The following is a 22,152-nucleotide window of genomic DNA, read 5'->3' on the forward strand; positions in this document are numbered from 1 at the left end:
TCAGTCGTTGATGCACACGTTGCCGAACGCCGGGTTCAGCGCCGCGATGAAGTTCACGGTGTTGCCGCACACGTTGATCGGAACGTGCACGGGGACCTGAACCACGTTGCCGGACACGACACCCGGGGAGCCGACGGCGGCAGCTCCGGCGCCGGAGTCGGCGAAGGCCGGGGTGGCCATCCCGAGAGCCATGATCGCGCCCGCGACGACAGCAGCGGTCTTCTTCATGAACTTTCCCTTCTCTGCGGTCATGCCTTGTGGACGGCCGAAACCGAGCGAGCACAGCCTGGACGGCTCGCACCATGACCTGCAGCCTGTGAACGAGAAATTGACGCCGGAGAAACCACGGAACATGTCCCACGGAGAAATTCACTCGATCGCCCGAGAAACTCCCCCCCTTGTACGCCAACGGGCGGCCCGCAGAAATCGGCGGACCGCCCGGGAAGTGCGCGAAGGACAGCTCAGTCGCTGTTCGCCGACAGGACCGACAGGTCCTCCAGGATGTGGGTGAGCGCACCGTCCCGCTTGGTGTTCGTGGAGTTGTCCGCGCACTGCTGCTGCGTGTGGTCGGACAGGACCGGGATGTCCTGGACCGTAACGGCCGCGACGTCGACAGCGACCGGGATGTCCTGCACCGCGAGGCACGGCTTGTTGAGCGACCCGTCGACCAGCGAGAGCTGAGGGCTCATGTCGCCCTTGGTCGCCGAGTTGCCGAACGACGACGACGCACCGTTGCCGTTGGCCACGGACGGCCCTGAGTCGTCCCCGACGGCAAGCGCCTGGGGAGCGGCCGCCACCGACATACCGATGACGGAAGCGGCGGCCGCCGCGGCGACCATTGCCTTCTTGAGCACTTCGCTTTCCTTTCTTCGTAGCGACACGTGTCCTACGGCCACATCAACCCGGCCCGCAATGATTGGTTGCGGAGGTTCACCCGGTTGGCCCGGGCATTCCGTACGACCGCCCGATCATCACCGGGAACGACGAACACACAAAGCACCGGGATGTCGGCCGACAGGGTGACGGGGAGAAACCGCTCAATGGCCGTGCAGTTGACCAGAACGCTCCGGGGACGGGGTTTCCTCAGAAAGGACTGGCCAGTGATCAAGAAGGTTATTGCCACCGCTGCGATCGCCGCTTCCGTCGTGGGTGTCTCCGCTGCCGCGGCCCCGCAGGCCCTGGCGGTCGGTGACGACAGCGGCCCCACCACCGCGAACGGCAACGGCGCGCTGCAGAGCTTCGGCAACTCGTCCACGTACGGGACCATGAGCCCGCAGATGGCGCTGATCCAGGGATCCTTCAACAAGCCGTGCCTCGCCGTGAACGACCTCCCGGTCGGTGTCGGCGCCGTGGTCGGCGTCCCGGTCCAGGACATCCCGATCCTGTCGGACCACACGCAGCAGCAGTGCGCCGAGAACTCCACCAACACCAAGCGCGACGGTGCGCTGGCTCACCTGCTGGAGGACGTGTCGGTCCTGTCGGCCAACAGCGAGTGACGTCGCGGCCCGGGGCGGGCCGCCGGTCTTCCGGCGGCCCGCCCTTTCGCATATCCGGACCCGGTGGCTCAGCGGCCGGACGCGTACAGCGCCTCGATCTCCTTCGCGTACGCCGTCGTCACCGCATGCCGTTTGACCTTCAGGGACGGGGTCAGCATGCCGTTCTCCTCGGTGAACTCGCCCTCGACGAGGGTGAAGGCGCGGATCGACTCGGCGCGGGAAACGGCCTCGTTGGCGTAGTCGACGGCCCTTTGCACGGCGGCGCGCAGGCGCGGGTCCCGGCCCACGGTGGACACGGGGGTGCCGGGGGGCAGCTTGTGGACGGCCAGCCAGTGCGCGACCGCGTCGGGGTCGAGGGTGACGAGGGCGCCGACGAAGGGGCGGTTGTCGCCGACGACCAGGCACTGTCCGATCGGTGAGCGGCTGCGCAGTCGGTCCTCCAGGATGGCCGGGGAGACGTTCTTGCCGCCGGAGGTGACGAGGATGTCCTTCTTGCGGCCGGTGATGGTGAGACAGCCGTCCTGGTCCAGGGCGCCCAGGTCGCCGGTGGCGAACCAGCCGTCGGTGAGGACGGCGTCGGTGGCTTCCGGGTTGTTCCAGTAGCCGTCGAAGACGATGCCGCCCCTGATCAGCACCTCGCCGTCGTCGGCGATGCGGACGCCGGTGCCGGGGACGGGCAGGCCGACCGTGCCGGGGCGGGGCCTCAGGGGCGGGACGATCGTGGCCGCGGCCGTGGTCTCGGTCAGGCCGTAGCCCTCGTAGACGACGATCCCGGCGGTGCGGAAGAAGAGGCTGAGGTCGCGGTCGAGCGGGGAGCCGCCGCTGATGGCGTAGCGCAGCCGGCCACCGAGTTCCTTGCGGATACGGCGGTAGACCAGCAGGTCGTACAGCGCGCGGGCGGCGTGGAGGACCGGGCCGGGGCCCTTGCCGGTGCCGAGCGACCGGCGCAGGTGTGCCTCGCCGAAGCGGACGGCGATCCGGTCCGCGCGGTCGAAGGAGGCGCCCCGGCCGATCTTCTCGGCGGTGGCGCGGCCGGTGTCGTGGATCTTCTCGAACAGGTAGGGAACGCCGACCAGGAAGGTGGGCCGGAACTCCTTGAGCATGGGGCGCAGTTCGTCGGGTTTCACGCTCGGGCAGTGGCCGGTCTCGATGCGGGCCAGCAGGCACGCGATCTGCAGGGTGCGGCCGAGGATGTGGGCGAGCGGCAGGAACAGCAGGGTGGAGGCGGCTTGCCGGGTGACCGCCTGGAAGACGGGGTGGAGCAGTTCGACGGTGTTCGCGGCCTCCGCGTGCAGGTTGGCGTGGGTGAGGACGCAGCCCTTGGGCTGTCCGGTGGTGCCGGAGGTGTAGCAGATGGTGGCGACGGTGTCGGGGGTGAGGGCGGTGCGGCGCTTGGTGACCTCCTCGTCGGGAAGCCTCTCGCCGAGGGTGATGAGGTCGGTGAGGGCGTCCGCGTCGAGTTGCCAGACGCGGGGCGGGCGGGTGTGGCCGGCCGTGCCGGTGGTGACGGTGGCGGCGTTCCCGGCGGTCTCGGCGATGACGTGCCGGGCGCCCGAGTCGCGGACGATCCATTCCACCTGGGGGGCGGAGGAGGTGGGGTAGACGGGGACGGTCCGGCCGCCGGCGGCCCAGACGGCGAAGTCCAGGACCGTCCACTCGTAGCGGGTGCGGGACATGACGGCGACCCGGCCGCCGGGTTCGAGGCCGGCGGCGATCAGGCCCTTGGCGACGGCGGTGACCTCCTGGGCGAAGGCGGCGGCGGTCACCGGTTCCCAGGCGCCCTCCGCCGTCCTGCGCCGCAGCACGACGGCGCCGGGCGCCTCGTCCGCGTTGATGTACGGGATGTCGGCGATGCTGCCGGTGGCGGGGCGCTCGACCATCGGCTGGGCGTGCGCCTCGCGCACGGTGCCCGTCTCGTCCCTGATCAGCTCGATCCGGCCGCGGGCCGACAGGTCGGTGCGCTGCTCGGCCCGTTTCAGATCCCTGCGTACGCCCATGGCGGCGGCTCCCGGGTTGCCGGTGCACGTGTTGACGCAAGGTCAACTTACCCGTAAGTAAGGAAAGGTCAATGGGTCGTGCGCGAACCCTCCCCGCGCCCCGCGTCAGTACGCGATGTCCCTGGCCCGGTCGATGGTGGTGGCCAGCTGCCGTACCGCGTCGTCCTCGGTGCGGTCGGCCAGGTCCTCGGCGTGCCGGGCGAGTTGGTCCAGGCCGGGTGCGCCGGGCAGGGGCGCGAAGCGGGTGTCCTCGCGGCGCAGGGCGTCGGCGAACCAGGCGGCCACCACCGCGACCTGGAAGCGGGCGGAGGCACTGCGGACGGACTCGCCCAGGTCCGCCGTCTCCACCTGGCCGGACTCCTCGTGCGGGGCGCGGGTGCCGGGGTCGAGCCAGCGGACGGTGGCCGTGGCGAGGTGGCCGTCGGCGCCGGGCCTGGTGCGGACGGCGTACAGGGCGGTGACCGTGTGGCCGGGGCCGACCTCGCCGCCGTCGACGCGGTCGTCGCGGAAGTCCTCGTCGGCGACCTGGCGGTTCTCGTAGCCGATCAGGCGGAACCGGTCGACCGTCTCCGGGTCGAAGGCGACCTGTGCCTTGGCGTCGCGGGCGGTGAGGTCGACGTGCCGCGGGAGTTCCTCGCAGAAGACCTCGCGCGCCTCCTCGGAGGTCGAGACGTACGTGGTGTGGCCGTCGCCCCGGTCGGCGAGGCGTTCCATGAGCTCGTCGCCGTAATCGCTGCCGACGCCGACGCCGAAGAGGGTGATGCCGTGTTCGCGGCGGGCGCCGGCGATCTTCTCCAGGATGGTGTCGGCGTCGGTGTCGCCGGTGTTGGCGAGGGCGTCGGACACCAGGACGACCCGGTTGGTGGCGCCCTCGCGCAGGCCCTCGACGGCCGTCGCGTAACCGGTCTCGACGCCCGCGCCGAGGTTGGTGGACTGCTGGACCTCCAGGCCCGCGACGGCGTCGTGGACCCTGCCGCGGTTGCCGCCGAGCCGGGTCATCGGCAGGATCGTCTCGGCCTCGTCGCTGAAGGTGACCAGCGCGACCGAGTCGTCGTCGCGCAGCCGGTCGGTCATCACGCCGAGGGACTCCTTGGCGAGGTCCAGCCGCCCGGGCTCGGCCATCGAGCCGGAGACGTCGAGGACGAAGGTGAGTGCGGCGGGCGGGCGTTCGCCGTCGCTCTCGGCCGGACGGGTGGCGAGGCCGACGCGGACCAGGGACCAGTCCGCCTCGCTGGTGCGGGCGCCGTCGACGGTCACCGTGAAGCCGTTCCCGTCGGGGCGTTCGTAGTCCTGGCGGAAGCTGTTGACGAACTCCTCGGGGCGGATCGTCGACGGGTGCGGACGGCCGCCCTCGGCGAGGGTGCGGCGGGCGTAGCCGTACGAGGCGGTGTCGACGTCGAGCGCGAAGGTGGAGAGGTAGTCGGGCTCCGGCGCGAACTCGCCGTCCGTGCCGTCCTGCCGCTGCTCGCCGCTCGCCTCTCCCGAGTCGGGGGCGGGCGGGGCCGGGGCCGGGAAGCCGTCGGCCCGTTCCGCGCCGTCCGCGCGGCTGCCCTCGCCGGTGCCGCTCCCGGAGCATCCGGTCAGCAGCAGGCCGCTCGCCGTGGTGAGCGCCAGCAGCGCGCCGGCGAGCCGTCGTGTCCGGTTCCGCTTCATCTCGCGTGCCCCCTGTGTTCGTTGACGTGCCGTCGAACGCCGACGTCAGTGACTGTGACGGCACACGGGGCGGAAACGTGCGTGACGAAGCGTTGCGCTTACGTCTCGAAGGGGCCACGGAGAGGGCCCGCCGAGACCGGTGGGTGATCTTCCCGAGACCTACGACACGACGTCCTTGCGGGCGAAACCCCTGAAGGCCAGCGCGAACAGCACCAGGGCGTACGTCACGGAGATCGCGGTGCCCTGGATCATGCCCGTCCACTGCGGTTCGGGCTGTACGGCGTCCGCCCAGGCGAACTGCCAGTGGGCGGGCAGGAAGTGCCGCCAGTCGCCGAGGGCGGTGACCGCGTCGAGGACGTTGCCGACGATGGTCAGGCCGACAGCTCCGCCCACCGCGCCGAGCGGCGCGTCCGTCCGCGTCGACAGCCAGAACGCCAGACCGGCGGTGACCAGCTGGGACACGAACACGTACGCCACGACCACCACCAGCCGCTGCGCCGCCGTGCCCGCGTCGAGCGCGCCGCCGGTGGGGATCTGCAGCGGGCCCCAGCCGTAGGCGGCGACGCCGACGGCCAGCGCGACGACGGGCAGCAGCACCATGGCGGCCAGGCTGAGGCCGAGTCCGACGACGAGCTTGGACCACAGCAGCCTCGCCCGGGGCACCGGAGCGGCCAGCAGATAGCGCAGGGAGGACCAGCCGGCCTCGGAGGCGACGGTGTCCCCGCAGAACAGGGCGACCGGGATGACCAGCAGGAAGCCCGCCGACACGAACAGGTTCACCGCGGCGAAGTTGGCCGCCGACGCGGTGGCCGTGTCCATCAGCGTGATGCGGTCGCCGCGGCCGTCCGGCTCGCCGCCGATCGCGAAGGCGACGACCAGCACGAAGGGCAGGACGGCGAGGATGCCGTACATGACGAGCGTGCGGCGCCGCTTGAGCTGGCGGACCAGCTCCACCCGCAGGGGCAGGGTACGGCCCGCCCGGTAGCCGGACGCGCTCTCGTGGGCGTCCGTGCGGTCGGCGAGCGTGCTGCCGCTCATGCGGAACCTCCGATCAGGGTGAGGAATGCGTCCTCCAGGCGGCGGTGCGGGCCGACCGAGGCGACCGGCACCTCCAGCCGGACCAGGTCGGCGACCAGGCGTGAGGCGCTGCCGCCGGCGTCCAGCCGGACCAGCAGTCCGTCACCGGTGACGACGGCCGAGGCGACGCCCGGCAGGGCGGCGATCTTCTCGACGACCGGCTCGTCCACGGGGGTGCCCGTGCCGACGAGGAGGGTGTCGCCGGAGCCGACGATCTCGCCCACGGGGCCCGCCTGCACGAGCCTGCCCCGGTCCATCACCACGAGGTGCGTGCAGGACTGCTCGACCTCCGACAGGAGGTGGCTGGAGACGATGACCGTGCGGCCGGCGGCCGCGTACCGGATCATCACCTCGCGCATCTCGCGGATCTGGGGCGGGTCGAGGCCGTTGGTCGGTTCGTCGAGGATGAGCAGGTCCGGAAGGCCGACCATGGCCTGCGCGATGGCGAGCCGCTGGCGCATGCCCTGCGAGTACGTGCGCACCGCGCGGGCGAGCGCGTCACCGAGACCCGCGATCTGAAGTGCCTCGTCGAGGTGGGCGTCCTCGGCCGGACGGCCCGTCGCCCGCCAGTACAGCTCCAGGTTCTCCCGGCCCGACAGGTGCGGCAGGAAGCCCGCGCCCTCCACGAAGGCGCCGACCCGGGACAGCACGGGCGCGCCGGGGCGGATGGCGTGGCCGAAGACGCGGATCTCGCCGCCGTCCGGCCCGATCAGGCCCATCAGCATGCGCAGGGTCGTGGTCTTGCCCGCGCCGTTCGGTCCCAGCAGGCCGAGGACCTGGCCCTTCTCCACGCGGAACGACAGGTCCCTGACCGCGTACCGGTCCGCCGACTTCGCGTACCGCTTGCTCAGGCCGGTGATCTGCAGCGGGACGCCGGCCAACGCGGGGTCCGGTGCCGGTGTGGCGGTACGGCGGCGGGCGGAGAGCAGCAGGGCCAGGGCGACCGCGGCACCGGTCAGCGGCAGCCACCACACCCAGGCGGGCAGCGGCGTGGCCGCGGCGGTCACACCCGGGGCCGTCGGCACCGTGAGGCCGCCCTTCAGGGAGACGGTGTACGTCGCCGGGGCGGCCGGGGAGGCGTACGCCAGGTCGGTGGAGGCGAGGACCAGGCGCAGCCGATGGCCCTTGCCGACCTCGTAGTCGACGGCGGGCAGGGTGAGCGTGACGTCCTTGCCGGACTTCGCGCCCTCGACGCGGACGGGCGTCACCAGCTGGGAGGGCAGCACCTGCTGACGGCCGTCGGGGCCGACGTCGTACACCTTGGCGAACAGGACGGCGTCCTCGCTGCTGGACCGCACGTGGACGGTGGCCGTCGGGGAGCCGGTGACGCGCAGGTCCTGGGTCGTCGGCGCCGACTCGAACCGCGCGTACTGGCCGGGGAAGTCCAGCGAGATGCCGACGCCGAGCGCGGAGAGCTGGGCGAGTCCGCCGCCGGCGCCGAGGCCGGGCAGGGCGGAGACGGCGGGCGGGCCGGCGCCGGGCGGGTTGTCGAAGGTCTGCTCGCGTCCGGTGAGGGCCACCGACCGCTGTCCGCTCTCCAGGCCGGGGTACGCGTCCGCGCTCGCGCCCCGCAGCAGGGCCTCGCCGTCGGTGGAGTCGACGCCTCCGGTGCGGGTGACGCGGAAGGCGGGGCCGGTGTCGGCGCCCTTGTCGGCCTTGAGGTACCGGTCGAACCAGGCGGTGACACGCTGCTGGATCCGGCTCGTCTCCATGTCGCCGCCGTCGTGGCCGCCGGCGATCCAGTCGACCTGCACGGGGGCGCCGTTGGCGCGGATGGCCCGCGCGGCGGCATCGGCGTGGTCCAGCGGGAACAGGGAGTCGGACTGGCCCTGCACCAGCAGGGTGGGCACGTCGATGCGGTCGCCCACGGCCGACGGCGAGCGCTCCTGAAGCAGTTCGCGTGCCTCGGGGTCCGGGGCGCCCCGCTCGGCGACCCGCTCGTACATCTCGCACAGCCGGGGCTCGAAGCGGGCGCAGCCGCCGCCGGAGCTGACGAAGACGCCCGCCCACAGCTTCTTGAAGACGCCGCCCGGGAAGAGGGCGTCGGCCAGGTTCCAGTAGGTGATCGACGGGGCGATGGCGTCCACGCGGTCGTCGTACCCCGCGGCCAGCAGCGCTATCGCGCCGCCGTAGGACCCGCCGGCCATGCCCACGCGGGGGTCGCCGGACCCGTCCAGCTCGACCTGCGGCTGCCGTGCCAGCCAGTCGATCAGCCGGGAGACGTCGGCGACCTCGCCCTCGGGGTCGTTCAGCCCGATCTTGCCGGTCGACCCGCCGAAGCCGCGCGCCGACCAGGTCAGCACGGCGTAGCCGTCGCGGGCCAGGTCCTCCGCCTGCTGCCGTACGTCGTCCTTGCTGCCGCCGAAGCCGTGTCCGAGCAGCACGGCGGGGCGGCGGCCGCCGGCTCCGGAGGTGAAGTACGAGGTGTCGACGCGCACGCCGTCACCCAGGGTCAGCACCCGGTCGGCGCGGCGCACCGCGGGCGCGTCGTCGTCGGCGACGGCCGTCCACGTACCGGCACCGGCGAGCACGACGACGGCGGCCGCGGCGGCGGCCAGCCGTCGCGGCCGCCGCAGCAGCCCTCGCGGTCCGCGCAGTCGAAGATCCATGCGTCAACGGTACGCGGCGAACCTGTCGGTCATTGACAGCTCACGGGCTGAACCCCGTGCCCTCCCAGGGGAGTACGGGGCCGGGCCGCGTACCGCGCTCGCGGTACGGCGTACGTGCGGACGGGCGTCATCCGAAGGCAGCCGGGGGAATGGATACTGGTCCCGATTGCAGGCCGGACGAGGAGCGCCAGTGAGCAGCGACAGTCGCACAGGACCGCCCAGCTTCGGCAGCGAACGCGACATGCTCCGGGCCTTCCTCGACTACCACCGCGCGACCCTCGCCATGAAATGCGAAGGGCTCACCGACGAGGAGTTGCGCAAGCAGTCGATGCCTCCGTCGACGCTTTCGCTGCTCGGCCTGGTGCGGCACATGGCAGAGGTGGAGCGTGCTTGGTTCCGTCGTGTGTTCGAGGACAACGACGCGCCCATGATCTGGTCCGACAAGATCGATTTTCAGGCGGCGTACGACGCAAGCGCGTCGACCAGGCAAGAGGCGTTCGCGGCCTGGGAGGCCGAGGTGGAGAACTCGCGCCGCGTCGAGCGGGCGGCCGAGTCCCTGGACCAGGCCGGCCACCAGCCAAGGTGGGGCGAGGAGGTGTCACTGCGGATGGTGATGCTGCACGTGCTTCTGGAGTACGGCCGTCACAACGGGCATGCGGACTTTCTGCGGGAGGGCGTCGACGGGACCGTCGGCGCCTGACAAGGCCAGCTGTGCCGCTCCGCCGGCGAGGCGGTGGGGCGGCACAGCTGTGCTGCCGAGTGATCAGTGGTTGCGCGGGAAGCCCAGGTCCACGCCTGCGGGAGCGTCCGCCGGGTCGGGCCAGCGAGTGGTGACGACCTTGCCGCGGGTGTAGAAGTGCGTGCCGTCGTTGCCGTAGATGTGGTGGTCGCCGAAGAGGGAGTCCTTCCAGCCGCCGAAGGAGTGGTAGCCGACGGGGACCGGGATCGGGACGTTCACGCCGACCATGCCGGCCTCGACCTCCAGCTGGAAGCGGCGGGCGGCGCCGCCGTCCCGGGTGAAGATCGCGGTGCCGTTGCCGAACGGCGAGGCGTTGATCAGCGCCAGGCCGTCCTCGTAGGTCTCCGCGCGCAGCACGCACAGCACCGGGCCGAAGATCTCGTCCTGGTAGGCCTTCGCGCCGGTCGGCACCTTGTCGAGCAGCGAGATGCCGATCCAGTGGCCGTCCTCGAGGCCGTCGACGGTGTAGCCGGTCCCGTCGAGCACGACCTCGCAGCCCTCGGCCGCCGCGCCCTCTACGTAGGACGCCACCTTGTCGCGGTGGGCCCTGGTGATCAGCGGGCCCATCTCGGAGGTCGGGTCGTTGCCCGGGCCGATCTTGATCTTCTCGGCGCGCTCGCGGATCTTCTCCACCAGTTCGTCGCCGATGGAGCCCACCGCGACGACCGCCGAGATCGCCATGCAGCGTTCGCCCGCCGAGCCGTAGGCCGCGCTCACCGCCGCGTCGGCCGCCGCGTCCAGGTCGGCGTCCGGGAGGACCAGCATGTGGTTCTTGGCGCCGCCGAGGGCCTGGACGCGCTTGCCGTTGGCGGAGGCCGTGGTGTGGATGTAGCGGGCGATCGGGGTGGAGCCGACGAAGGACACCGCCTTGACGTCGGGGTGCTCCAGGAGGCGGTCGACGGCCACCTTGTCGCCGTGCACGACGTTGAACACGCCGTCGGGCAGACCGGCCTCCGCCAGCAGCTCGGCGAGCCTGACCGACGCCGAGGGGTCCTTCTCGCTCGGCTTCAGCACGAAGGTGTTGCCGCACGCGATCGCGATCGGGAACATCCACATCGGCACCATCGCCGGGAAGTTGAACGGCGTGATGCCGGCGACCACGCCGAGCGGCTGGCGGATCCCGGCCACGTCGACGCGGTTCGCCACCTGCGTCGAGAGCTCGCCCTTCAGTTGCACGTTGATGCCGCAGGCCAGGTCGACGATCTCCAGGCCGCGGGCCACCTCGCCGAGGGCGTCGGAGTGCACCTTGCCGTGCTCCGCGGTGATCAGCTCGGCGATCTCGTCGCGGTGCGCGTCCAGCAGCGCGCGGAACCTGAACAGGATGGCGGTGCGCTGGGCCAGCGAGGACTGGCCCCAGCTCGCGAACGCCTCCTTCGCGGCCGCGACCGCCGCGTCCACCTCGTCGACCGAGGCGAACGCGACCTTCGTGGTGACCGCGCCGGTCGCCGGGTCCGTGACCGGGCCGAACGTGCCCGACGCGCCGTCGACGGTCCGGCCGCCGATCCAGTGGTTGACGATCTTCGTCATGACCGGTTACTCCTTCACAGATGGCGGCGTCGGGTCGAGACGTGCCGTTCGTACAGCTCACGGGCCTTGATCGCGGACGGTCGGGTCGCGGTCTCGGCCACGGGTACATCCCACCAGGCCTGCGCCTCGGGCGCGCCCGACACTGTGTCTGCCGTTTCGGTCTCGACGTAGACACATGTGGGAGTGTCGGCGGCCCGCGCCTCGGCGAGGGCCGCGCGCAGGTCACGTACGGTGCGGGCGCGCAGCACCCGCATGCCGAGGCTCTCGGCGTTGGCGGCGAGGTCGACGGGGAGCGGGGCGCCGGAGAACCTGCCGTCGCCCGCGCGGTAGCGGTAGGCGGTGCCGTAACGCTCCGCGCCGGTCTCCTCGGAGAGCCCGCCGATGGACGCGTACCCGTGGTTCTGCACCAGCAACACCTTGATCGCGATGCCCTCCTGCACGGCGGTCACGATCTCCGTCGGCATCATCAGGTAGGTGCCGTCGCCGACGAGCGCCCACACCGGCCGGTCGGGTGCGGCCAGCTTCACGCCGATCGCGGCCGGGATCTCGTAGCCCATGCAGGAGTAGCCGTACTCCACGTGGTACTGGTCGAAGGACCGGGCCCGCCACAGTTTGTGCAGGTCGCCGGGCATCGAACCGGCCGCGTTGATGATCACGTCCGTCTCGTCCACCAGGGCGTCCAGCGCGCCCAGCACCTGCGGCTGCGTCGGCCGTCGGTCCGGCTCGGCGGCCGCGTAGGCGGCGTCGACGCGCCGCTCCCAGCGGGCCTTGTCCTCGGTGTAGCCGGTGACGTACGCGTCCGCCACCCGGTGGCCGTGCAGCACCAGCGCCTCGGTCAGCTCCGCCAGGCCGCTGCGCGCGTCGGCGATCAGCGGCGAGCCGGCGAGCTTGTGGCCGTCGTACGCGGCGATGTTCAGGTTGAGGAAACGGACGTCCGGGTGGGCGAAGAGCGTGCCGGACGCGGTGGTGAAGTCGGTGAAGCGGGTGCCGACGCCGATCACCAGGTCGGCCGTGCGGGCGAGTGCGTCGGCGGTCGCGGTGCCGGTGTGGCCGACGGCGCCGACGTCCTGGGGGTGGTCGTGGGGCAGCGAGCCCTTGCCGGCCTGGGTGGAGGCGACCGGGATGCCGGTGGCCTCGGCGAACTCGGCGAGGGCATCCTCGGCGCGGCTGTGGTGGACGCCGCCGCCGGCGATCAGCAGCGGTCGCCGGGCGGCCCTGACCGTGGTCACGGCCTCGGCGAGTTCGGTGGGGTCGGCGCCCGGGCGGCGTACCACCCAGGTGCGCTCGGCGAAGAAGTCCTCCGGCCAGTCGTACGCCTCGGCCTGCACGTCCTGCGGCAGCGCCAGCGTGACCGCGCCCGTCTCCACCGGGTCGGTGAGCACCCGCATGGCCTGCAGCGCGGCCGGGATCAGGGCCTCCGGGCGGGTGACGCGGTCGAAGTACCGGGAGACCGGGCGCAGGCTGTCGTTGACCGACACGTCACCCGCGTACGGCACTTCGAGCTGCTGCAGGACCGGGTCGGCCGGGCGGGCGGCGAAGACGTCGCCGGGCAGGAGCAGGACGGGCAGGTGGTTGATGGTCGCGAGGGCGGCGCCGGTGACCAGGTTCGTGGCGCCCGGGCCGATGGAGGTGGTCACGGCGTGCGTGGACAGGCGGCCCGACTGGCGGGCGTAGCCGACCGCCGCGTGCACCATCGCCTGCTCGTTGCGGCCCTGCAGGTACGGCATCTCGTCCGCGTACTCGACCAGCGCCTGGCCGATCCCGGCGACGTTGCCGTGGCCGAAGATGCCCCAGGTGGCGCCGATGAGCCGCTGCCGTACGCCGTCCCGTTCGGTGTACTGGGCGGTCAGGAAGCGGACGAGCGCCTGTGCGACGGTGAGCCTGGTGGTCATCGGTACACCCCTGTGCTGTCGACGTGGGCCGGGTGGAAGCAGATCCGCCACTCCCGGGTCTCGCCCGGGCCCGCCATGACGTTCAGGTAGTACATGTCGTGGCCGGGCTGGGCGATGGACGGTCCGTGCCAGCCGTCCGGGACGAGGACGGCGTCGCCGGTGCGGACCTCGGCGAGCACGTCGGCGCCGCCCTCCCGGGAGGGGAACACGCGCTGGTAGCCGAAGCCGTCCGGCCCGTCGATCTCGAAGTAGTAGATCTCCTCGAGCCGGGACTCCTCGCCCGGCCGGTGCTCGTCGTGCTTGTGCGGCGGGTACGAGGACCAGTTGCCGCCGGGGGTGATCACCTCGACGGCGATGAGCCTGTCGCACGCGAAGGCGTCGGCGGAGGCGAAGTTGCGCACCCGCCGGGCGCACGTGCCGCTGCCGCGCTCCTCGACGGGCACCTCCGGCGCGGGGCCGTAGCGGGCGGGGAGTCGTCGCCCGCACTTCGCTCCTGCCAGGGCGAAGCGGCCTCCCGCGCCGGAGGTGATCTGTGCCTGGGCGTCACGGGGCACGTACGCGAAGTCGGAGACCCCGGCGAAGACGCTCTCCCGGCCCAGCAGCTCGAACATGTCGTCGGCCACCCGCACGCGGCAACCGCCCTGCAGGGGCAGCACGATCCACTCGCTGTCCCCGGTGGTGAAGGTGTGCGTGCCGCCCGCGGCCAGCTCGACGATCCGCAGACTGCTGTGGGTCCAGCCGGCCAGCTCGGGGTCGATGTCGAGCGCGTAGTACGGGTCGGCGGTGGCGCCCCTCGGGACGTACAACTCGTTGCTCATGCGGCCCTCACAGCAGTCCTACGGCGGTGTCCACGGCGGCGGCCACATCGCCGTCCGCCGGGTACAGCAGCGACCGGCCGACCACCAGCCCCCGCACCGTGGGGAGCTGGAGGGCGCCGCGCCACTTCTCGTACGCGCTGTCCTGATCGTCGCCGACCTCGCCGCCGAGCAGCACCGCCGGCAGGGTCGTGGTCTGCATGACCCGGGCCATGTCGTCGGGGTTGTCGGTGACGGGGACCTTGAGCCAGGTGTACGCCGAGCTGCCGCCCAGGCCCGAGGCGATGGCGATGGACCGGGTCACGGCGTCGGCGGACAGGTCGTTGCGCAGCCGCCCCTCGGCGTCCCGGCGGCTGATGAACGGCTCGACGAAGACGGGCAGCCGGCGCGCCGCCATGGCGTCGATGACGCGGGCGGTGGACTCCAGGGTGGTCAGGGAGCCCGGGTCGTCGTAGTCGATGCGCAGCAGCAGCTTGCCGGCGTCGAAGCCCAGGCGCTCGATGTCCTCCGGGCGGTGGCCGGTGAAGCGGTCGTCGAGCTCGAAGCGGGCGCCCTGGAGGCCACCGCGGTTCATCGAGCCCATGACGACCTTGTCGTCCAGGACGCCGAGCAGCAGCAGGTCGTCGAGTATGTCGGCGGTGGCGAGGACGCCGTCGACACCGGGGCGGCCGAGCGCGAGGCAGAGGCGTTCCAGCAGGTCGGCGCGGTTGGCCATGGCCATCTTGCGGGCGCCGACCCCGAGCGCGCCGCGGGCCGGGTGGTCGGCGGCGACGATCATGAGGCGGCCGGCCGCGCCGAGCAGCGGGCGGCGGACGCGGCGGGCGGCGGCCTCGGCGATCGCCTCGGGGTGGCGGATGCGGGTGTGGACGAGCTCCGCGACGTCGACGGTCACTGGGTGGCTCCCGTGGAGTGGGCGGGGGCCGCGGCGCGCACGGCGCCCGCGCTGAGGGCCGCCTCCACCTCCGCCTGGGTGGGCATCGCGGAGGAGCACTCCAGGCGGGAGGCGACGATGGCGCCGGCGGCGTTGGCGTGCCGCATGGTCTTCTCCAGGTCCCAGCCGGCCAGGAGGCCGTGGCAGAGAGAGCCGCCGAAGGCGTCGCCGGCGCCGAGGCCGTTGAGCACGTCGACCGGCAGCGGGGGGACCTCGACGGACTCGCCCGCGCCGCTGACGGCGAGGACTCCCTTGGGGCCCTGCTTGACGACGGCCACGGACACACCGGCCCCGAGGAGCGCCGCCGCCGCAGCGTGCGGTTCGCGGACGCCGGTGGCGACCTCCACCTCGTCGAGGTTGCCGACGGCGACGGTGGCGTGCTGGAGGGCCTCGGCGTAGAAGGGGCGGGCCGCGTCCGGGTCCTGCCAGAACATAGGGCGCCAGTCGAGGTCGAAGATCGTGGTGCCGGACCTGCCGCGGTGGGCGAGGGCCGCGAGGGTCGCCGTGCGGCTGGGCTCCTCGCTCAGGCCGGTGCCGGTGACCCAGAAGACGCGGGCCGCCCGGATGGCGTCGAGGTCGAGCTCGCCGGAGTCGATCTCCAGGTCGGGGGCCTTGGGCCGGCGGTAGAAGTACAGCGGGAAGTCGTCCGGCGGGAAGACCTCGCAGAAGGTGACCGGGGTCGGCAGTCCGGGCACCGGGGTGACCCAGCTGTCGTCGACGCCGAAGGCGCGCAACGCCTCGTGCAGATAGGTGCCGAACGGGTCGTCGCCGGTGCGGGTGATCACCGCGGTGCGGCGGCCAAGGCGGGCGGCGGCGACGGCGACGTTGGCCGCGGAGCCGCCGAGGAACTTGCCGAAGGACGTCACCTGTGGGAGCGGGACGCCGGTCTGCAGCGGGTAGAGGTCAACGCCGATCCGCCCCATGGTGATCAGGTCGTACGCCATCGAGATCCCTTCGCGTTCCCGTCACGCCTCCGTCGGCGGCTCCTCTCCGGTTTCTAGTCTCCGGGCGGGAGGCCTGTCAATAGTTTGTCCAGACATTCGGACCAGTGCGGTTGATGTGCGAGACGGAACCCGGCCGGCCCTTCGATGTCAACGCGCCCCGCTCGACACACCGGCGCACGCCTTTGCTTCACCTCTGTCACAAAGACCACTGCCGTGTCACGGATGTCCGGTGTACGCGGGCCGCGCGCCACATCCGGTTCACAGGCGCTTTCGTGCCGTCACTCTCCGTCGTTGGCGGGGCACAGACGTGGTGATTGATCGCCGGCGCAGCGCCCGGCTCCCCCGGACGGCCGCCCCCGGCCGCCGCCGCGGCATGCGCGAGGAGGTGCCCTCATGACCGACCGAAGGCTCTGGTCGTACAAGGAGATCGCGGCGCACATCAAGGTGCAGCCGGACACCGTGCGGTCGTACCGCAAGCACGGGCTGCTGCCCCCGCCCGACCACGTGGAGGGCGGCAAGCCCTACTGGTACGCGGACACCGTCCGCGCCTGGGTCGCCTCCCGGCCCGGCAACCGGGGCCGGCGGACGGACTGACCGAACGCCGGCGCGGTGTCCCCCGGGCGGAATTCCGTGGTGCCCCAGGTCCCCCGTGAGGCACAGTCGTGCGCATGAGCTTCTCCGACAAGCCGGTGCTCACCGGTGACAGGACCGTGCTGCGGCCGTTCACGGAGGCCGACGCCGAGACGATGGGGGAGATCCTGAGCGACCCCGAGGTCGTCCGCTTCACCTTCGCCCCGTCCACCGAGATCACCCTGGAGGGCCTGCGTTCCTGGTACGGCTCCCGGTCCGCACAGCCCGACCGGCTCGACCTCGCCGTGACCGACCGTGACACCGGCGAAATCGTCGGCGAGGTCGTCCTCAACGAGTGGGACCCCCACACCCGCAGCTGCAACTTCCGCACCCTCATCGGCCCGGGCGGCCGCGGCCGTGGCCTCGGCACGGAGGCCACCCGGCTCATCGTCGGCCACGGCTTCGAGCGACTGGGGCTGCACCGCGTCCACTTGGAGGCGTACGGCGACAACCACCGCGCCCTGCGGGTCTACCGGAAGGCCGGTTTCGTGGTCGAGGGCGTACGACGGGAGTCGGCCCGGCGGGACGGCGACTGGGTGGACGAGGTACTGATGGCCGTCCTCGACCGGGAGTGGGCCGTCCACCGCGGCCACGTCGAGGTCCCCTCGGACATCGGGGTCAGCTCCACGGCTCGATGACCGTGACCCCCGCGCCCGGGGCGCTGCCCAGCGCGGCGAGCGCGGCCGGGGCGGCGTCCAGGGGGATGGACGCGGTCACCAGCAGGTCGGGGCGCAGGACGCCCGCCCGGACCGACGCCAGCATCGGCGGGTAGGTGTGGGCCGCCATGCCGTGGCTGCCGAGCAGTTCCAGTTCCAGGGCGACGGCGCGGGCCATGGGGACGGGCGTCGTTCCGGTCGGTGAGGGCAGCAGGCCGACCTGGACGTGCCGGCCTCGGCGGCGCAGACCGTCGACGGAGGCGGCGCAGGTGGCGGGGGACCCGAGGGCGTCGAGGGAGAGGTGGGCGCCGCCGCCGGTGAGGTCGCGGATCGCGGCAGCCGTGTCCTCGGTGCGCGAGGCGTCGACGCACTCCGCTGCCCCGAACGCGCGCGCCAGGTCGAGGGCCCCCGGCGAGACGTCGGCGGCGACCACCCTCGCTCCCGACGCCGCCGCGATCATCACCGCCGACAGGCCCACTCCCCCGCACCCGTGCACCGCCACCCACTCGCCCGCCGCCACCCGGCCCTGCTGCACCACCGCGCGGAACGCCGTGGCGAACCGGCACCCGAGCGAGGCGGCCGTCGTGAAGGTCAGGCCGTCCGGGACGGCGACGAGGTTCACGTCGGCGTGGTCCAGCGCCACGTACTGGGCGAAGGAGCCCCAGTGCGTGAAGCCGGGCTGTGTCTGGCGCTCGCACACCTGCTGATCGCCGGCCGCGCAGGAGGGGCAGGTGCCGCAGGCGCACACGAACGGCACGGTGACCCGGTCGCCGGGCCGCCAGCCGGTCACCCGGGCGCCCACCGCCTCGACGACACCGGCGAGTTCATGACCGGGCACATGGGGCAGCGTGATGTCCGGGTCGTGGCCCTGCCATCCGTGCCAGTCGCTGCGGCACAGCCCGGTGGCCTCGACCCGCACCACCACCCCGTGCTCCGCGGGTCTCGGGTCGGCCACCTCCCGCACCTCGGCGGGCTCCCCGAACCGCTCGAACACCACAGCCCGCATCCGTCGCCCCTCGTCTCCGTGTCGTCCACGCCCCGGGCGCACACCGCGCACCCGGCGGAACGCTAACCTCCGGCCGCCACCTTGTCGCACGGCCGCCGCTCCTCCGCGTCCCGCCCGCTTCGGGTCACCGCAGCGGCCGACTCGCCCCTCGCTCGGTCCGAAACCGGGCGTGCAGCCGGCGCAACGGGCCCGGGGCCAAGCGCATGTCGCGAGCGTCACATCCTCGGCCGCCGACCCGCATGCCGTGCGGATCACGGGCCCTGGCCGCCAGCCCGCTCGCCGGAGCACATCCGCCCTGGCCGCCTGCCCGCACGACGTGAGCGTCACGCAGCTTTGACCGCCCACCCCGTCCGGGAACCTGCCCCGCCCTCACGCCGACGCCGGTCGCCGGACTGCGGTACCGGCCGCACCCGCGTAGGGTTCGGACGAATCGCCTCCGCAGGAGCGCCACCGGAGCACGAGGGACCCGCCGTGACCCATCCCGCCACCCACCCGACCCGGCCGTCGCCGTGACGCCGGGGTGCTTCCCGACGGGCGGGACGCCCGAGGTGCGGGGCGCCGACGGTCGCCGGCGCCGGTCTCGCCTCGGAAGCGCCGGCAACAGGGGGCCCGCACGGGGTACCCGCCCCCTTCGGGCCGGCCTCCGGACGGCGACCGTCGGCGGCACCCCGCTCGCCCGTCGCCACCCGAACGGACGCCTCCGTCGCGTCGGCCCGGTCGCCGGGCCGCGTCTCGGAGTCGCCCTGCCGCACACCCCCGGGGGACTCCAGGCCACCGCACCGCCGTCCGGCCGCGGGCATCGGGGTTCGCGGAGGCGTCGCCCGGGAGGGCCTCGGCGCGGGTCGCCGGCCCACCGCGAACACTCCTGGACTGGTACCCCCTAGGGGTATACTGTACATATGTACGGGGACCCTCCTGGGTCCCGTCGGCCCCACCTGCCTCGACGAGGAGAACGACATGACCGCGCAGACCGACACCACGGGCTCCGTCACCGCCGTCTACAAGGTGAGCGGGATGAGCTGCGGACACTGTGAGGGCGCCGTCTCCGGCGAGATCTCCCAGCTGCCAGGCGTCAGCTCGGTGAAGGCCGTCGCGGCCAGCGGCGAGGTCACGGTCGTCTCCGCGGCCGAGCTGGACGAGGAGGCCGTGCGCGCGGCCGTCGACGAGGCCGGCTTCGAGCTGGCCGGCCGCGCCTGAGGCACACGTCCCCGCACCGGACCGTACCGGAGGACCGACTCCCAGATCGGCCCGGTACGGTCCGGTCCGTCGTCCGGAGTCGCAGTCGCAGTCGCAGTCGCAGTTGGAGTCGCAGTTGGAGTCGGACATGACCAGCACCACCACACAGACCTCCATAGCCACGCCGGTCTCCGAGGTCGAACTGCTGATCGGCGGGATGACCTGCGCCTCCTGCGCGGCCCGCGTCGAGAAGAAGCTCAACCGGATGGACGGCGTCAGCGCGACGGTCAACTACGCCACGGAGAAGGCGCGCGTCAGCTACCCGGCCGGGATCCAGGTCGCCGACCTGATAGCCACGGTGGTGAAGACGGGCTACACGGCCGAGGAGCCCGCGCCGCCGCGACCCGAGCCGGAGCAGTCACCGCAGGACCAAGAGCCGACGACCCCGTTGCGGCAGCGCCTGGTCGTCTCCGTGCTCCTCTCCGTCCCCGTGGTCCTCATCGCGATGGTCCCCGCCCTCCAGTTCGACTACTGGCAGTGGCTTTCCCTCACCCTCGCGGCCCCCGTCGTCGTCTGGGGCGGTCTGCCCTTCCACAAGGCCGCCTGGACCAACGCCCGGCACGCCGCGGCCACCATGGACACCCTCGTCTCGGTGGGCACGCTGGCCGCGTTCGGCTGGTCCCTGTGGGCACTGTTCCTCGGGGACGCGGGCATGCCGGGCATGCGGCACCCCTTCGAGCTCGCCGTCTCCCGTACGAACGGCGCCTCGACGATCTACCTCGAGGTGGCCGCCGGAGTCACCGCCTTCATCCTGCTCGGCCGCTATCTGGAGGCCCGCTCCAAGCGCCGCGCGGGCGCCGCGCTGCGGGCCCTGATGGAGCTCGGCGCGAAGGACGTGGCGGTACTGCGCGACGGTCGCGAGGTTCGCGTGCCGGTCGCCGACCTGGCCGTCGGCGACCGGTTCGTCGTACGCCCCGGCGAGAAGATAGCCACCGACGGAACGGTCGTGGAGGGCGCCTCGGCCGTGGACGTCTCGATGCTGACGGGCGAGTCCGCGCCGGTGGACGCCACGGTCGGGGACACGGTGGCCGGGGCGACCGTGAACGCCGGGGGCCGGCTGGTCGTCGAGGCCACCCGGGTGGGCGCCGACACCCGGCTCGCACGGATGGCGCGGCTGGTCGAGGAGGCGCAGAACGGCAAGGCGCAGGTGCAGCGGCTCGCGGACCAGGTCGCGGGGGTGTTCGTACCCATCGTCCTGCTGCTCGCGATCGCCACGTTCGGGGTGTGGCTCGGCGCGACCGGTGACACCGTCGCCGCGTTCACCGCGGCCGTCGCCGTACTGATCATCGCCTGCCCGTGCGCCCTGGGCCTGGCCACCCCCACCGCGCTGATGGTCGGCACGGGCCGCGGCGCCCAGCTCGGCATCCTGATCAAGGGTCCCGAGGTACTGGAGTCAACCCGCCGCGTCGACACCGTCGTCCTGGACAAGACCGGGACGGTGACCACCGGCCGGATGACCCTCCAGGAGGTGTACGTCGCCGAAGGCACGAACGAGCGGGAGCTGCTGCTTCTCGCGGGCGCCCTGGAACACGCCTCCGAACACCCGGTCGGGCGGGCCGTGGCCGTCGGCGCCGAGGAGCGGGTCGGCGAGTTGCCGGCGGTCGAGCGGTTCGAAAGCGTGCCCGGGCGGGGCGTACGCGGGCGCGTGGCGGGCCGTGAGGTGGCCGCGGGACGCCTCTTCGAGGAGCTGCCGAACGACGTGGCCCGTGCCCGTGACAAGGCCGAGAGCAGCGGTCGTACGGCCGTCGTGGTCGGCTGGGACGGGGTCGCGCGGGGGGTGCTCGCGGTCGCGGACGCCGTGAAGGACACCAGCGCGCAGGCCGTACGGGAGTTGCGCGCGCTGGGGCTCACGCCGGTGCTGCTGACCGGGGACAACCGGCGCGTGGCCGAGGCGGTGGCGGAGACCGTCGGGATCGACCAGGTGATCGCCGAGGTGCTGCCCGAGGACAAGGTCGACGTCGTACGGCGGCTGCAGGCCGAGGGGCGCACGGTCGCCATGGTGGGCGACGGCGTCAACGACGCCGCCGCGCTCGCCACCGCGGATCTGGGGCTCGCGATGGGCACGGGCACCGACGCGGCGATCGAGGCGGGCGACCTGACCCTCGTGCGCGGAGATCTCCGGGTGGCGGCGGACGCGATCCGGCTGTCCCGCCGGACCCTCTCGACCATCAAGGGCAACCTGCTGTGGGCGTTCGGCTACAACGTGGCCGCCCTCCCCCTGGCCGCCGCGGGCCTGCTGAACCCGATGATCGCGGGGGCGGCGATGGCGCTGTCGTCCGTGTTCGTGGTGACGAACAGTTTGCGACTGCGGGCGTTCCGCTGAGCCAGGGCCTTCCAGCGAAACGCGGGATCCCCCTTCAGTACGACGCGAGCCTCACATAAGCTCTTCACAAGGCTCGCGCATCATCCTTACGCTTGAGCCCCGTTCGTCGTATCGGGCCTCTTGCGTATCTATGGGGACATATGCAAGAGACGCAGATCACAGTGATGTGAACGTAACCATCGAAGGGGTTCGAAGGTCTAAGTTGGCGATGTCAGACGGCGTCTTGGGGGGCGCCTCCTGGCATCTGGGGATGTCTTGGGGGACTTCCTCAGAGATGCGTTGCCGGGACACGTACACCGGGAAGCTTTGAGCGGCCCTCCCAGCGTGCGCTGTCCCGGCAGGCCGCAGCCGAAGCACGGAAGTAGCCGAGTGACGCAGTGACTCGGTCACGCAGTAACAGCGATTCAGGCGCTGGTTCTCACAGACGCCCGGCCGGATCCCGTGGGGGGAATCCGCACCGGGACATGGGAAGGCGCCCTGGTCGTCGGCCCGTGGGGGGACCGGCGTGCCGGGGCGCCTTCTGCTGTGCCTCTGCTCTGCCCAGTGCTGCTCAGCCGCGCTTTGACGCTTCGGCTGTTTCCGCGGAGCAGCCGAGCCGCCCAGCTGAGTGCGGCCGCCTGC

General features: G+C 72.5%; 18 protein-coding genes. 6 read left to right on the forward strand and 12 right to left on the reverse strand.

The window, feature by feature from the left end; all coding sequences use genetic code 11:
• Together IPT68_RS13240 and IPT68_RS13245 are read right to left on the reverse strand one after the other, a co-directional pair.
• Complete coding sequence (locus tag IPT68_RS13240) at nucleotides 1-228, reverse strand: chaplin (protein ID WP_189701979.1); 228 nt, start codon at nucleotides 226-228, stop codon at nucleotides 1-3.
• Between the two features lie 233 nt (nucleotides 229-461).
• Nucleotides 462-854 (reverse strand): rodlin, encoded by a 393-nt coding sequence (locus tag IPT68_RS13245; protein WP_189701978.1) that lies wholly within the window; start codon nucleotides 852-854, stop codon nucleotides 462-464.
• Nucleotides 855-1,100: 246 nt separating this feature from the next.
• Here IPT68_RS13245 and IPT68_RS13250 point away from each other — a divergent pair, with 246 nt between their 5' ends.
• Entirely contained in the window at nucleotides 1,101-1,496 is a 396-nt protein-coding gene (locus tag IPT68_RS13250; protein WP_189701977.1) for a rodlin, read from the forward strand.
• 68 nt (nucleotides 1,497-1,564) lie between these two features.
• On the opposite strand, the gene IPT68_RS13255 is transcribed toward IPT68_RS13250, so the two are convergent.
• The 4 genes from IPT68_RS13255 to IPT68_RS13270 all read right to left on the reverse strand — a co-directional run bounded on the left by IPT68_RS13255 (nucleotide 1,565) and on the right by IPT68_RS13270 (nucleotide 8,832).
• Nucleotides 1,565-3,493 (reverse strand): AMP-dependent synthetase/ligase, encoded by a 1,929-nt coding sequence (locus tag IPT68_RS13255; RefSeq protein ID WP_189701976.1) that lies wholly within the window; start codon nucleotides 3,491-3,493, stop codon nucleotides 1,565-1,567.
• Between the two features lie 105 nt (nucleotides 3,494-3,598).
• The gene (locus IPT68_RS13260) at nucleotides 3,599-5,146 is read right to left on the reverse strand and encodes a vWA domain-containing protein (protein WP_189701975.1); all 1,548 of its coding nucleotides are present in this window, start codon (nucleotides 5,144-5,146) and stop codon (nucleotides 3,599-3,601) included.
• 159 nt (nucleotides 5,147-5,305) lie between these two features.
• Nucleotides 5,306-6,184, reverse strand: a complete 879-nt coding sequence (locus tag IPT68_RS13265) for an ABC transporter permease (RefSeq protein ID WP_189701974.1) — start codon at nucleotides 6,182-6,184, stop codon at nucleotides 5,306-5,308.
• Nucleotides 6,181-8,832, reverse strand: coding sequence for a CocE/NonD family hydrolase (locus IPT68_RS13270; protein WP_189701973.1), 2,652 nt, complete (start codon nucleotides 8,830-8,832; stop codon nucleotides 6,181-6,183). Before IPT68_RS13270 ends, IPT68_RS13265 begins: the two co-directional genes overlap by 4 nt.
• 241 nt (nucleotides 8,833-9,073) lie before the next feature.
• On the opposite strand from IPT68_RS13270, the gene IPT68_RS13275 reads away from it, so the two are divergent.
• Nucleotides 9,074-9,532, forward strand: coding sequence for a DinB family protein (locus IPT68_RS13275; RefSeq protein ID WP_373300756.1), 459 nt, complete (start codon nucleotides 9,074-9,076; stop codon nucleotides 9,530-9,532).
• 63 nt (nucleotides 9,533-9,595) lie between these two features.
• Here IPT68_RS13275 and mmsA read toward each other — a convergent pair whose 3' ends face one another.
• Genes mmsA through iolC form a run of 5 tightly spaced genes read right to left on the reverse strand, consistent with a single transcriptional unit; the run spans nucleotide 9,596 to nucleotide 15,680 of the window.
• The gene (mmsA, locus tag IPT68_RS13280; protein ID WP_189701971.1) at nucleotides 9,596-11,098 is read right to left on the reverse strand and encodes a CoA-acylating methylmalonate-semialdehyde dehydrogenase; all 1,503 of its coding nucleotides are present in this window, start codon (nucleotides 11,096-11,098) and stop codon (nucleotides 9,596-9,598) included.
• Between the two features lie 14 nt (nucleotides 11,099-11,112).
• Nucleotides 11,113-12,990, reverse strand: coding sequence for a 3D-(3,5/4)-trihydroxycyclohexane-1,2-dione acylhydrolase (decyclizing) (iolD, locus tag IPT68_RS13285; RefSeq protein ID WP_189701970.1), 1,878 nt, complete (start codon nucleotides 12,988-12,990; stop codon nucleotides 11,113-11,115).
• Nucleotides 12,987-13,808, reverse strand: a complete 822-nt coding sequence (iolB, locus tag IPT68_RS13290) for a 5-deoxy-glucuronate isomerase (RefSeq protein WP_189701969.1) — start codon at nucleotides 13,806-13,808, stop codon at nucleotides 12,987-12,989. Before iolB ends, iolD begins: the two co-directional genes overlap by 4 nt.
• Before the next feature lie 7 nt (nucleotides 13,809-13,815).
• On the reverse strand, nucleotides 13,816-14,697 hold the full coding sequence (locus tag IPT68_RS13295) for a Cgl0159 family (beta/alpha)8-fold protein (protein ID WP_189701968.1): 882 nt from the start codon (nucleotides 14,695-14,697) through the stop codon (nucleotides 13,816-13,818).
• Nucleotides 14,694-15,680, reverse strand: a complete 987-nt coding sequence (gene iolC, locus IPT68_RS13300; protein WP_189701967.1) for a 5-dehydro-2-deoxygluconokinase — start codon at nucleotides 15,678-15,680, stop codon at nucleotides 14,694-14,696. The genes IPT68_RS13295 and iolC overlap by 4 nt, the downstream gene beginning before the upstream one ends.
• Nucleotides 15,681-16,073: 393 nt before the next feature.
• Between iolC and IPT68_RS13305 the strand changes: the two genes are divergently transcribed.
• Nucleotides 16,074-16,274: a helix-turn-helix transcriptional regulator gene (locus IPT68_RS13305; RefSeq protein WP_189701966.1), complete on the forward strand. Its 201-nt coding sequence runs from the start codon at nucleotides 16,074-16,076 to the stop codon at nucleotides 16,272-16,274.
• A gap of 74 nt (nucleotides 16,275-16,348) precedes the next feature.
• The gene (locus tag IPT68_RS13310) at nucleotides 16,349-16,948 is read left to right on the forward strand and encodes a GNAT family N-acetyltransferase (RefSeq protein WP_189701965.1); all 600 of its coding nucleotides are present in this window, start codon (nucleotides 16,349-16,351) and stop codon (nucleotides 16,946-16,948) included.
• Here IPT68_RS13310 and IPT68_RS13315 read toward each other — a convergent pair.
• Nucleotides 16,929-17,972, reverse strand: a complete 1,044-nt coding sequence (locus tag IPT68_RS13315) for a zinc-dependent alcohol dehydrogenase family protein (protein WP_189701964.1) — start codon at nucleotides 17,970-17,972, stop codon at nucleotides 16,929-16,931. The two genes, IPT68_RS13310 and IPT68_RS13315, sit on opposite strands and share 20 nt — an antisense overlap.
• Before the next feature lie 957 nt (nucleotides 17,973-18,929).
• Here IPT68_RS13315 and IPT68_RS13320 point away from each other — a divergent pair.
• Together IPT68_RS13320 and IPT68_RS13325 are read left to right on the forward strand one after the other, a co-directional pair.
• Nucleotides 18,930-19,169 carry a heavy-metal-associated domain-containing protein gene (locus IPT68_RS13320; protein ID WP_189701963.1) on the forward strand — a complete coding sequence of 80 codons (240 nt, stop codon included), beginning with the start codon at nucleotides 18,930-18,932 and terminating at the stop codon, nucleotides 19,167-19,169.
• Nucleotides 19,170-19,296: 127 nt separating this feature from the next.
• Nucleotides 19,297-21,531 (forward strand): heavy metal translocating P-type ATPase, encoded by a 2,235-nt coding sequence (locus IPT68_RS13325; protein ID WP_189701962.1) that lies wholly within the window; start codon nucleotides 19,297-19,299, stop codon nucleotides 21,529-21,531.
• The last annotated feature ends 621 nt before the right edge of the window (nucleotides 21,532-22,152 follow it).

It is taken from the genome of Streptomyces chromofuscus, assembly GCF_015160875.1.
Taxonomy (GTDB): Bacteria; Actinomycetota; Actinomycetes; order Streptomycetales; family Streptomycetaceae; genus Streptomyces; species Streptomyces chromofuscus.